Origin of the sequence: Bifidobacterium vansinderenii (genome assembly GCF_002234915.1) — a bacterium.
GTDB lineage: Bacteria > Actinomycetota > Actinomycetes > Actinomycetales > Bifidobacteriaceae > Galliscardovia > Galliscardovia vansinderenii.
This window is the reverse complement of sequence record NZ_NEWD01000021.1, coordinates 18,948-31,645: the sequence shown is the minus strand read 5'-3', so window position 1 is coordinate 31,645 and position 12,698 is coordinate 18,948. Positions and strand designations below refer to the sequence as shown.

Below are 12,698 nucleotides of genomic sequence, written 5' to 3'. Positions count from 1 at the left end.
GTACTGCGCTACCCTCCGTTCACCATGATTCACCGTTCGTTCATCATTCGGTTTTCGGTTGGATCGAATGTGGGTAAAACCGGATCATTATTTCTGGGTAAAACCGGACACAAACGACAAAACTGGGTATATCCGCATCATGTAGACCCCATTTTCGGTCTCCAAATGATACGGATATACCCAGTTTCGATTGTTATGGTGCCGAACTGGTCGGTCGGCCACCTCATCAGTCAGTCTTCGACTGACAGCTTCCCCTCAAGGGGAAGCCGGCTTATCCGTATGAGATCGAATAGCCATATGCCGCCTTCCCCTTGAGGGGAAGGTGTCGGCGGAGCCGACGGATGAGGTGATCAGCCAACCCGTTTGTCACCTCATCAGTCAGCCTGCCGGCTGACACCTTCCCCTCAAGGGGAAGGATGAGAGGAAGAACCGGGAAATCTACAAACGGCCGAGGATGTTGATCACGAGCTTGGCGGCGGTGTCGGCGTACTCGCTGATGTCGAAGTCCTTGAACGTCTCGTATTCGGTGTCGGCGTTGTCGCTCAGCGCGCGGATCACCAGCGCGGGCACTTCGTTGCGCGCGGCCACGTGCGCCACGGCGGCGCCCTCCATCTCCACGGCATCGGCGCCGGTGGCGGCCTTCACCTTGGCGGTGTTCTCGTCGCCCTCCACGAAGTAGTTGCCGGTGGCGATCACGCCGGTGATGTGCGTGATGCCCATCTCGTCCAGTGCCTCGCCCGCCACGGCCAGCAGATGCGGATCGGAGTGGAACTCATCGGTCTTGGGCGCGGACTGGGCGATCAGGCGCATGTCGGTGTCAAGATAGCGCAGCGTGCCGCCGAGCACCACGTCGTTGATGTGCAGATCCTTGTTGAGGTTGCCGGCGATGCCGGAGAAGATCACGGCCTCGGGAGAGTACACATCGATCAGATGCTGCGTGGTGGCGGCCGCGTTGACCGTGCCCATGCCGGCGACGGTGGCGACCACATGCAGCGTCTCGCCCTCACCGCCGACGAACGTGCCCTCGGTGACGTTCAGTCCGGCTTCGGCATGCGTCGCGGCGCCGGTCAGCGAGCGCGCGATGAACGCGACCTCCTCGTCCATGGCTCCGATGATCGCGATCGTCCTGCTCATAGCGTCTCCTTTGCGCATATATTCATATATTTCACTCGGTTGTATTCACGCAACAGCTTAGCCACAGCTTAGCCACCCGCAGGCGGCTCAGGCCGTTCACCTCCAACGGCGCTCGCTCACGGCGGCGGCGAGCTCGCGCAGCAGCTTCTCGGTTTCGGGCCAGGAGATGCACTTGTCGGTGATGGACTTGCCGTACACGAGCTGCGGCAGCGGCGCGGCCGGCTGGTTGCCGCCCTCGATGAAGCTTTCCATCATGATGCCGGTGATGCCGGTCTCTCCTGCGGCCACGCGTGCGGCGATGTTGCGCACCACTTCGGCCTGACGATGCTCGTCCTTGCCGGAGTTGCCGTGCGAGGCGTCGATCACGAGCCCGTGGGCGGCGGCGGAGTCGGCGGGCATCTCGTCGCGGATCGCGTCCATGGCGACGCGCACGGATTCGGCGTCGTAGTTCGGGCCGTGGCTCGAACCGCGCAGCACCACATGGCAGTCGGGGTTGCCGAGCGTTTCGACGGCGGCGGCACGACCCATGTGGTCGATGCCGAAGAACGTGTGCTCCTGCGCGGCCGCGTAGCAGCCGTTGATGGCCGCCTTGACGGATCCGTCGGTCGCGTTCTTGAATCCGACGGGCATGGACAGGCCGCTGGCAAGCTGACGGTGGATCTGGCTTTCGGTGTTGCGCGCGCCGATCGCGCCCCATGTCACGGCGTCAGAGATGAACTGCGGCGAGGTGGGCTCCAGGAACTCAGTGGCGGCGGGCAGGCCGGCGTCCAGCACGTCGAGCAGAATCTGACGGGCGAGCAGCAGACCCTTGCGGATGTTGTGGCTGCCGTCCACGTCGGGATCATTGATCAGGCCCTTCCAGCCGACGGTGGTGCGCGGCTTCTCGAAGTACACGCGCATCACGATCATGAGTTCGCCGTCGAGCTCCTTGTTGAGTGCGGAAAGCCGACGCGCGTAGTCGAGCGCGGCCTTGGGATCGTGCACCGAGCAGGGGCCGACGATCACAAGCAGGCGATCGTCCTGACCGTACAGGCAGGCGCGTACCTCGTCACGAGAGGATGCGACCAGTTCGCGGGCCGCACCCTCCAACGGCTGATTGGACAGCACCTCGGCCGGCGTGGGCAGCGGGTCGAGCTCCATGATGCGTCGGTTGACGATGCGGCTGATGCCCACCTGGTCTTCCCAACGCGGAATGCCCTGCACGTTGAGCGGGTTCTTGCCCTCGCCCAGAGCCCGACGGATGGCACGCAGCTCCTCGCCTCGGTCGGCGGACTCCCCGCCATTCGCCCCGCTCACCGTATGTTCCGTATGCTCAATATTCTCCGTCATCGCGTTCCTCCCCCGACATGACGATCACCGTCACGTCAATCATGCACATGTCTCATATGAAAAAGCTCCCTTCATTGTACGAATCGTGCGGATCCATGCAATGAGGGGAGCGAAAAGCCCAAGGCTCCGAAAGCCGCTACGCCTGAATGACGTGGCGACCCGCGGTCAGACCGTGGATGCGGCGAGCGCCCTCCGGGTACGCGCCCTGCGGAATCGTGGACGGAATGCCGTAGCGCGCGTCGGCGACCACGGTCTCCACGCCGTCAAGCACGATCGGCGCACCGGACTTGGTCGGCGGCACGATCACGTCGGCGGTCGTTCCGATCGGCACGACCAGCGTGATCTCGATGCCGTCCACCGTCTGGTCCTCGGCCGTGGGCACGGTGTCGCCCAGCACCTTGTATCCGGCCTCGATCACACCCGATTCGATCGGCACCTTGGCGCTCGCCTCGCTGATGGAACCGGGCTGCGGCGCCACCACGAACTCGCTGAATCCGGGCTCCAGCGGGTGCACGCCCACCATGTAGCGCGGCAGCAGGAACGCCGGCGACGCGGCCCACGGATGCGAATACGTGGTGTTGCTCTTCAGCTCGTGGCTCCACGCCTCCATGGTGGCGCCCGCACCCGCATCGATCATGTGCTTCCACGTACGCTCGCCCTCGGATGCGGCGATCAGCTCGTTCGCGTACACGCCCTGACCGCCCTTATACAGACCTTCGAGCAGCACGGCCGCCACGTACACGCTGCACGCCATGCCCTTGGAACGGATGAACGCGCCCACGCGCGGCAGACGGTCGGCCGGCACGTGCGCGAACGCCAGCGCGAACGCGGACGCATGCTCGGAGCAGTGCGCGATCTGCTTGCCGTCCACGCCGGTGTCAAGACCGTCGGCGTAGGCGCCCACCTCGTCGTTCCACAGATACTTGTTGATGGCCTTGCGCATACGGGACGCGATGCGCGTGTACCTGCGGCCCTCGTCGATCTTGCCGAGCCTCATGGCGAGCACACCAGCGCAGCCATAGCTCTGCGCGGCGAGCGCGTTGATCACCGTATTCACGCGGCCGAAGACGAACCCGTCACGCTCGACCGGCGGCCAGTCCACCAGATCGCCGTCCGTGGTGCTGCTCTTGCCGGGATCCTTCATGATCAGGCCGGTCTTGTCGTCAAGATACTTGTCGGGCAGCATCGCGACGATCCTGTCCCACTGCTCGGCGGCCTGCTGCAGAGAGCCGGTCTGCACCCACGCGTCGTACACGGCGAGCACCAGATACAGCGGCCATTCAGTGGGCCATGTGCGGTTGGCGAGCAGGTAGTCGATGGAGTATTCGCCCAGCCTGGAGTCGGCGTCCAACGACATGTGCGCGCGCTGCTGCAGCCATGCGTCGGCCTCGTACGGAATGCGTTCGCGAGTCCACGAGTCCACGTACATGTTCACGTTGAGCGATTCGACGGTGTTGCGGCACAGCTGCCACACCTGGTTGAGCGTGTCGTTGTTCGACGTGAAGCCGTCTGTCGGGCCGTGGAACGGGTAGAGCAGGGCCTGCGCCTCGAGCGCGGTGTCGCTGTCGAGCAGTTCGCGCAGCAGCGCGGCGTTCTCATCGTTGTTCTCCGTGGGCAGGATCTCCACGTAGCGGAACACGCGCAGTCCCCACGTGCGTGCGGTGACCGGCACGTTGAGCTTGTTCGGCACGTAATGCCATACGTCCTGGTACTCGTTGTACGCGTCGAGACGGTACTGCACGGTTCCCTGATCGTTCAGGCGCTCGCCGAATCGGATGACCAGATCGGTGGGACGGCTCACGCGCGCGGCCAGACGGATGCCGCCGGCCACCGCACGACCAAAGTCGACGATCAGACGACCATCGTCGGTGATCCACTTCTTCACGGCCTCGCGCTCGCGCAGGGTGGGCTTGTCGAACGGCGTGGCCTTGAGATCGTCAAAGGCCGGCTTGACCTTGGAGACGGCCCAGTCAATGTCGTCATAGCCGACTTCGGACATGCCGCGCGGGTAGACGGCGGCCTGAATGTTCTCGGCGGGCAGCTCGTACACATGCGTGCCCACGGTGGCGCCGTCGAACCACACGTTGTTGCCCACACGGGACAGCCAGTCCTCGCCGGTGCCGAAGTGGGCGAGCGTGCCGTCCTCGTACATGACGTCGAGCTGCGCCATGAAGCGCTGATCCTCGAGCGCGTAGGCGATCACGCCCACGAAGTTGTCGCGGCCGGACACCAGATACCTGGTCACGTCGTAGCCGTCGTAGCGGGTCTCGCCGTCGATCGGGAAGGTGGGGCCGAAGCCCACGAAGTGGCCGTTGAGCCACATGCGGTAGACGAACTGGCGGGCGCGGGCGCCGCTGGATGCGGTGGCGTTGAGCGTGGCCCAGCGGATCGGCTTCTTCGGCAGCGTGATGCGGCCGCGGAACAGCGCCCAGCCGCGCGAGTTGTGTTCGCTGGTCATGGGTTCGGGGCGCTTGGCGAACTGGTCGTCGGTGCTGATCTCGCGGTTCTCGCCGGCGATCGACTCGGGCAGTTCCACGGTCTGGTACGGGCTGGCGGTGAGCGGATCGGCCCAGATCGGCTCGGCTGCGGACCAGTGCTCGCCCGCGCCGGTGCCGAACGTGGTGGGTTCGCTCCACGCGGTGGGCTTGCTGGAGTCCTCGGTGCCGCGCCACACGCGCACGGACGCCCAGTAGCGGCGGCTGGCCGACATGTCGAGATCGGTGAGCGCCACGCCATTGAATCCGTTGTCGTCCACGCGACCGGAGTCCCACACGTCGCCATGACCGGATTCGGCCTTGTCGTACGTGGACGACACGATCACCTGATACGCCACGACAGTGTTGATCGCGGTCGCTTCATCCCCTGCGACGACCACGCCCACGTCCACCAGCGGCACCGTCCAGCGCAGCACGGGCACGCTGCCCGGCTCCAGATCGACCGGTTGGTTGCGATCATTGATCTTCAACTTGGTGGGGGCCTTGCTCTCCACTACCACGACGACTGTCTCGTTACTCATATTCTCTCTGCCTCTTCGCATGGAAATGATTATTGCCGTACTCATTGTCTCGCAGAACGTGCCCAACGCCAGTATGACAATGCCGCATGTTGCCAAAAATTGGCAAGGAATTCAGCGGTTCGCCGTGAACGGCCGGAATTCTGCCGGAGTTCTACCAGGGTTCTGGGTCAAACGGACACTGGTTCTGGGTCAAACCGCATGATTACAAACGAATCTGGGTATAACCGCATCATGAAGGACGACATATCGGTCTCTTCGTGATCCGGTTATACCCAGATCCCCAATCAGGTCCCCGCTACTCGGCGACGGTGACGTCGATGCCGTTCTCGCGGCGGGTGCGCACGGCCTTGGCCAGCGTGCGCAGCAGTTCGGCGGTGCGATCCCACGGCACGCAACGATCGGTCACGGACTTGCCGTACACCAGCTGGTCGAGCGGCGCCGGCTTCTGCGATCCGGCCTCGATGAAGCTCTCCATCATGATGCCGGTGATGCCGCGCTCGCCCGCAGCGAGGCGCTCGGCGAGGTTCTCGACCACCTGGGCCTCCACCACCTCGTCCTTGCCGCAGTTGCCGTGTGCGGCGTCCACGATCAGGCCGACCTTGCTCGGGCCGGGCGCGTTCGCCTTGCGCAGCGCCTCGAGCGAGGCGGCCACCGATTCAGCGTCGTAGTTCGGACCCTGACTCGAACCGCGCAGGATCAGATGGCAGTCGGGGTTGCCCTTCGTCTCGGCGGCGATCACATGACCGTCGAGGTTGATCGACAGGAAGTGGTGTTCGAAGCTCGACGCGTAGCAGGAGTCGGCGGCCGCCTTGATCGAGCCGTCGGTGGAGTTCTTGAAGCCCACCGGCATCGACAGGCCGCTGGCCAGCTCGCGATGCACCTGGCTTTCGGTGTTACGCGCGCCGATCGCGCCCCAGCTGATCGCGTCGGACAGGTACTGCGGGGTGATCGGGTCGAGCCATTCGGTGGCCGCCGGAACGCCCAGATCGAGCACGTCCGACAGCACCTTGCGTGCCAGGAACATGCCCTTGCGAATGTTGAACGTGCCGTCCAGATCGGGGTCGTTGATCAGACCCTTCCAGCCGATCGTGGTACGCGGCTTCTCGAAGTACACGCGCATCACGATCACCAGATCGTCGGCGAGTTCCTTCTTGAGACCGGCCAGACGCTGCGCGTAGTCGTGCGCAGCCTTCGGATCGTGGATCGAGCACGGCCCCACCACCACAAGCAGACGGTCGTCACGGCCGTGCAGCACGTCGCGGATCTCCTGACGGGAACGCGCCACCAGATCAAGCTGCTTGTCGGACAGCGGGATGTCACGGATAAAGGAGCGAGGTGCCGGAATAGGGTCAAGCTGATAGATGTTCACATCCATCGTTTCGGGAAAAACCGCGCGCTCCGAGAGATTGCGCCGTTCGTCTTCGCTGCTGTCAGGTCCGCGAAGAGCTGCCATATTTCTCACCTCTTTCAAACTGCTATGTGTTGGATAGCATTCGTATCGTCGCGGGAACCGCCCGCGATCACCGTCCCTCCCATGGGCACGGACTCCCCCACTATAGACGACCGTTGCGGGAACCGCCGTTTTGTCTCACATTCTCGCCGTTCGGTTTTCTCAGTGTGATCACACTGAGGAGTGATGATCGAAACGCAGCCAAGTCCCACAATGTGGGATGAACGAATGGTTACGTGTGCGTAACGTGGACGAGTTTGACGAAAAAGCCTGACCTCGGCCATTCGCGCCACAGATTCCCGTACCCTGTATAGAGGAAATGACGCGCCGACCTACTACTATGTCTTGAGGTCGAAAGGAGATCGCCAACATGGCCACGGTATTGGAAGAAACCCCCATTCGCAAACTCGCCGTCGTGACTGGACGCGCATACCCGGAACTCTCCGAGGCAGTGGCGAAATGTCTGGGACTTGACATTCTTCCGACGACCGCCTACGACTTCGCCAACGGCGAGATGTACGTGCGATTCACCCAGCCCGTGCGCGGCGCCGACGTGTTCGTGATCCAGAGCCACACTGATCCGATCAACAAGTGGATCATGGAACAGCTCATCATGATCGACGCCCTCAAGCGCGCGTCCGCCCGTTCCATCACCGCCGTCGTGCCGTTCCTTGGCTACTCCCGTCAGGACAAGAAGCACCAGGGCCGCGAGCCCATCACCGCACGACTGGTGTTCGACCTGTTCAAGACCGCCGGCGCGGACCGCATCATGACCGTGGACCTGCACGCCTCGCAGGAGCAGGGCTTCTTCGACGGCGTCGTCGACCACCTCACCGCCATGCCGATCCTCATCGACTACGTGCGCAACCACTGCGAGCTCGACAACGTGACCATCGTCTCCCCCGACGCCGGCCGAATCAAGGTCTCCGAGCGTTGGGCCGCCAAGCTCGACAACCGTCCGCTTGCGTTCATCCACAAGTCCCGCGACATCACCCGCCCGAACCACGCCGAGGCGCATGGCATCATCGGCGAGGTCGAAGGCCGCGACTGCATCGTCGTCGACGACATGATCGACACCGCCGGCACGATCTGTGAGGCCGTGAAGGTGCTGCGCGGCGCCGGCGCCAAGAGCGTGACGCTTGTGGCCACGCACGGCCTGCTGTCCGGCCCGGCCGTGGAACGACTCAAGGCCTGCGGCGCCCGTGAGATCATCCTCACCGACACCGTTCCGGTGCCCGCCGAGAAGCGTTTCGACGGCGTGACCGTGCTGTCCATCGCCCCGCTGCTGGCCGCCGGCATCCGCTCCGTGTTCGAAAGCGATTCCGTGACCCACCTGCTTGAAGGTCTGCCCAGCGACATGCGCGCCCGCAACATCTACGCGTGATTTAGACTCTCCGGCTGCGGAGAGTCCGTCGATATACGAAAATGAGGTCTCGATCCGTTACATGCGGATCGAGACCTCATTGTGTATGTGCCAGATGCAATGGCATCGACCACAGACCTATGTCATTGCGAGGGATTTGAGCGTATCCCTCCCTCAGACCAGCCTTCGGCTGGCCAGCTCCCTCCCGTGGAGGGAGCACATTGGTATATGGCGAGTGCTCCCTCCACGGGAGGGAGCTGTCACGCGAAGCGTGACTGAGGGAGGGAATGCGCTCAATTGCATCAACAGTCCACCGGACTGTTTCGCTTTACGGTTTCCTCCATACTGACGGCCATAGGCCGGCAGTATTACTGACTGCGTGCCGCCCTTGGCGGGCGGCACTCCGTGGTCGGCTACTCGACAGTCCACTGGACTGTCTCCCAACGCCTCCGCGCGTATTGGCCGACGCGAGGCTATGCCGCTGCATCGGACCAAAGCGTTTGTGGTGAATTGCGTCGGCAATTCACCACGGGAAACCTACGAAACAGTCCACTGGACTGTTTCGCTTTACGGTTTCCTCGCGCTGGCCTGCCACCTTCGGCGTCAGGCCAGCGCGCCCATCGGGTCCCAGGCCGGGAGCATTAGGGCGGGCTGGGTTAGGGCTTCCTGGTATTCCTTGGGGAGCATGGACTTGGGGACGGCGACCTCGTACACGTACACGTACTCGCTGAACCAGTCGTCGCTCATCGTGAAGTAGCCCTTGTCGGCGATCTTGTCGCCCCACGAGTTCTCCACACGCCAACGACGAGTGGTCGTGCCGTCGTCGGCCACATCAACGCCCACGAACGCCATCGCATGGTTCATGGCGGAGTCGGCGAAGCGCACGCGCTCCTCCTTGTCCATCGCGTAATCCACGTCGTACACGCGGCCGTACTCGAACAGGTCGGTGGCCCACGCACCGTTCTCGCGGTCCATCATCGGATGGCAGTCGGCACCGAACCACACGGGAATGCCCTGCTCGGACATGATCCTGCGCGCGCAGTCCTTCATGAACTCGACCGGCACGTTCAGGTACTCGGTGGGGACGCCGCCCACCACGTTGCCCAGATGCTCGATGCCGATCTTCCGACCCTTCGGATGCTCGGCACGCGGATCGTCCACCAGGCACACGTAGTCCTCAAGACCGGCGTCCACGTACTTGTGCCAGAACTCGACGGGCGTGATCTCGCCAACGCGGTGGAACTCACCATCGTCGTCCGTCCACTCCCAGTCGAAGCTGGTGGGCGGAGTGCCGAGATGAATCGTCAGAATGCGATGCGCGGCGGCCAGCGTCTCGTCGATCACCGACTGCGCGTCCTCGCCCGCGTACAGCTTGCACACGGCGCCACGCAGCAGCGCACGCAGATTCGTGTTCATCTGACCGGTGTTCTGACTGGACGCGGTCTCCGGGAACAGGTCCTTGGGAACGGCGCCATGCTTGACGTACACGTTGAGCGCCATGGTCCACTGGCCACCGTCGCCCATCACGTCGTGCAGCAGGTGCTGCACCAGACGGGAGTCGGACGGCTCGCCGGCGGCCACGAGCGCGGCCACGTCCTGCATGAAGTAGTTCACGCGTTCGAGCTTGTCGAAGTACATGGCGTAGCTCTGCGAGAACTCGAAGTCCTTGATGCCGAGGTTCTTCTTGGCCACGAAGCGGGCCACGTTGAGCGAGCTGAACAGCCAGCAGCGGCCGGAACGCGCCTGCGAGGTGACCTGGCCGTTGTCCACGGTGACGGAGAATCGACGCTGCAGCAGACGGGCACGGTCGAAGTTGCGGGCCACCTTGTCGATGCCGGCGTCGGTGACCGCGTTCATAGCGATGCGGTTGGCCTCACGGGAGTCGAAGCCCTCGCGCAGCTCGGCCAGCCGGGCGTCGGACAGCGGAGCGAAATCAGCGGTGTTGCCCATCAGCGGTTCTCCTTGGATTCCTCGACCTGCTCGGGCTCGGCCACGGCGTTGGCCACCGGCACGTCCGGAGCCTCACCCTGGGACTTGGACAGTGCGGCCTCATCCTCGGCGGCCTCGTCATCGGACTTGGCGGCAGCGGCCACCTCGGACGCGGCGCCCTCGACGGCCTCCTTCTCGGCGCTGGCGGCACCGAACACACCGGCCGCGGCACCGGCCACGCCACCGAAACCGAACGCGTTGGCGAAGATCGAACGCAGCTCGTCCACACGCGCGGTGATGGACGCCTCGCGGTTCTGCAGCGCGGTGATGTGCTCCTGCAGGCCGTTGATCTCCTTCTCGGCGGCCTGACGACGCTGCTCAACCTGGGCCTCGGCCTTGCGGGTGGCCTCCTCGATCAGCTCCTTGGTCTGCTTGTCGGCCTCGGCATGCTTGGACGCGGAGTAGTCGTCGGCCTGGGAACGAGCCTTCTTGGCCTGCGCCAGCAGCTCCTCAGCCTCGCGGCGGGCCTGCTCGCTACGCTCCTTGACGTTGGCGAGCACCTCCTTCACCTTCTCGGTGGCCTCGTCCTGCTGGGCGGCGATGTCCTTGCGGATCTGCTCCACCTCGGCGCCCACCTTGGCGAGCTTGTCGGCGCGCTCCACGTCGGCGGCGTCGGTGAGACGACGGGCGTCGGCGCGAGCCTTCTCAAGAATCTCACCGGACTGACGCTTGGCGTCCGACAGCATCTTGCCGGCCTGGTCGCGCATCTCGTTGAGACGCACGTTGGCCTGATCCAGCGCCTTCTGGATACGGTCGTCGGATTCGGCCTTCTTCTTGGCGATCTCCTCGTCGGCGGTCTTGCGCTGCTCGGCGATCTCACGGGTCAGTTCGGTGCGCTGTTCGGCGAGCTTGCGCTCATGCTCGGCCTTCTCGGCGGCCAGCTGCTTCTCCTGATCGGAACGGGCGGTGGCGAGCTCAAGCTGCAGGGTCTCATGCTGTTCGGAGGCGCGCTTCTCGGCCACGGACTTGAGCTGCTGGGCGGTCTGCTTGGCGGAGGCAAGAATGGTGTCGGCCTCGGTGTGCGCCTTGGCCAGAAGGGCGTCGGCCTCGGTCTTGGCGTCATCCTGCACCTGCGAGGCGTCGATCGAAGCGTTGTTGAGCATCGTGTCGGCCTTCTCCTGGGCCGTCTTGCGGATGCGGGCCGCGTCCTGCTTGGCACGGTCGAGCAGTTCACGGCTGGTCTGCTCGGCGGAGGCGAGCAGCTGCTGGGCGGAGGCGCCCAGCGAAGCGAAGGAGTTCTTCTGAGGAGCGGCCTTGCGGGACTTCTCCTCACGCAGCTCGGCCTCCAGCTGCAAAATACGCTGATCGTACGCCTTGATCTGCTCGCGCATGCGCTCGGTGTTCTCGCGCATGCCGGCCATCGCCTGGTCGACCCTCTCCTTGTCATATCCACGCAGAACGACGGGGAATTCCTCTGCCATAACAGCTCCTGCCTTGCCACTACCTTCGATCGATTGCACGGGAGCATGAATTCACCCCCGACTGCTTGGAACTTTAGCGCACACATCGTTCTGCCGCGCCGCAACCGCTCATACTCGGCACAGATGTCACACACACTTATCACAGGCTGTTCGATGGGCGTCATCGCCCGCTGTTAACGCTATCGTCGACATCGCGGTCGGCATCACTGAATCAGGCCCGACACGAGGTCGCATCAGGCCTGAATATTGCTTGGATCGTCGGTCCAGTACCGTCGATTCTCGTCAGAATTTCCACCGATTCCGCCGATTCGACGGACCGCGATCAGATCTCGTCGGAAACGGGACGGACCGCATAGTCCACGGTGGCGCGGATCACATCCTGCGCGGCAGCGATCATCTGATCCAACGACAGACCAGAGCCGTACTTGCCGCCATCGTTCACCTTGGGGAAGCTCAGGAATCCGGACAGCGCCGTGGACTGCGTGGAGTTCCAGTCCAGCAGACGGTAGAACAGCGAATTGCACACGAACGTGCCGGCGTCGGAACTCAACGTGGCGGGAATGTTCTGGTCGGAGAAGTCGTGCAGGATCGTACGCAACGGCAGACGCGTCCAGTAGGCGGCCGGACCGTCCGGGTCGATCGGCGCGCGACGCGGCTGGATGTTGTCCGCGTCGGGGCGCGTGGCGTCGATCAGATTCGTGGCGCAACGTTCCAACGCCACGGAGTGCGCGTGCGTCTTGAGTCCGGTGGCAAGCACCATGTCCGGATGCACGCGGTCGATCGTTTCCAGCAGCGTGGGCCACGCGTTCTGGAAGCTCAGCGGAATCAGCACGGACGTGACGTTGATGCGCACGTCGCCGGCACTGTCCTCAGACGGTTCCACGCCGCGCGATTCCAGCGCCGCGCACACTTCGGCCGACGGATTGATGTCGATGTCTTCGTAATGGTCGAATCCGGAAATGACGACGTTGAATTCTTGCATATTTCCTAGTGTAA

General features: G+C 63.7%; 8 protein-coding genes. 1 reads left to right on the top strand and 7 read right to left on the bottom strand.

The annotated features are described in order from the left end of the window. Positions 1-438 precede the first annotated feature (438 nt). From mtnN to Tam10B_RS08095, 4 genes are all read right to left on the bottom strand, one after another. Positions 439-1,134: a 5'-methylthioadenosine/S-adenosylhomocysteine nucleosidase gene (gene mtnN / locus Tam10B_RS08110; RefSeq protein ID WP_093960747.1), complete on the bottom strand. Its 696-nt coding sequence runs from the start codon at positions 1,132-1,134 to the stop codon at positions 439-441. A gap of 96 nt (positions 1,135-1,230) precedes the next feature. Continuing rightward, positions 1,231-2,463: a 3-deoxy-7-phosphoheptulonate synthase gene (locus Tam10B_RS08105; protein WP_093960746.1), complete on the bottom strand. Its 1,233-nt coding sequence runs from the start codon at positions 2,461-2,463 to the stop codon at positions 1,231-1,233. Between the two features lie 136 nt (positions 2,464-2,599). Further along, positions 2,600-5,479, bottom strand: a complete 2,880-nt coding sequence (locus tag Tam10B_RS08100) for a family 78 glycoside hydrolase catalytic domain (RefSeq protein ID WP_158214168.1) — start codon at positions 5,477-5,479, stop codon at positions 2,600-2,602. Between the two features lie 295 nt (positions 5,480-5,774). Next, on the bottom strand, positions 5,775-6,932 hold the full coding sequence (locus Tam10B_RS08095; protein WP_093960744.1) for a 3-deoxy-7-phosphoheptulonate synthase: 1,158 nt from the start codon (positions 6,930-6,932) through the stop codon (positions 5,775-5,777). Positions 6,933-7,299: 367 nt separating this feature from the next. On the opposite strand from Tam10B_RS08095, the gene Tam10B_RS08090 reads away from it, so the two are divergent. Next, the gene (locus tag Tam10B_RS08090; RefSeq protein ID WP_093960743.1) at positions 7,300-8,313 is read left to right on the top strand and encodes a ribose-phosphate diphosphokinase; all 1,014 of its coding nucleotides are present in this window, start codon (positions 7,300-7,302) and stop codon (positions 8,311-8,313) included. Positions 8,314-8,895: 582 nt separating this feature from the next. Here Tam10B_RS08090 and Tam10B_RS08085 read toward each other — a convergent pair. From Tam10B_RS08085 to Tam10B_RS08075, 3 genes are all read right to left on the bottom strand, one after another. Next, positions 8,896-10,242 (bottom strand): C1 family peptidase, encoded by a 1,347-nt coding sequence (locus Tam10B_RS08085; protein WP_198947563.1) that lies wholly within the window; start codon positions 10,240-10,242, stop codon positions 8,896-8,898. Beyond that, positions 10,242-11,702: a coiled-coil domain-containing protein gene (locus Tam10B_RS08080; protein WP_093960741.1), complete on the bottom strand. Its 1,461-nt coding sequence runs from the start codon at positions 11,700-11,702 to the stop codon at positions 10,242-10,244. Before Tam10B_RS08080 ends, Tam10B_RS08085 begins: the two co-directional genes overlap by 1 nt. Positions 11,703-12,024: 322 nt before the next feature. Further along, positions 12,025-12,684 carry a pyroglutamyl-peptidase I gene (locus Tam10B_RS08075; RefSeq protein WP_093960740.1) on the bottom strand — a complete coding sequence of 220 codons (660 nt, stop codon included), beginning with the start codon at positions 12,682-12,684 and terminating at the stop codon, positions 12,025-12,027. Positions 12,685-12,698: the final 14 nt, after the last annotated feature.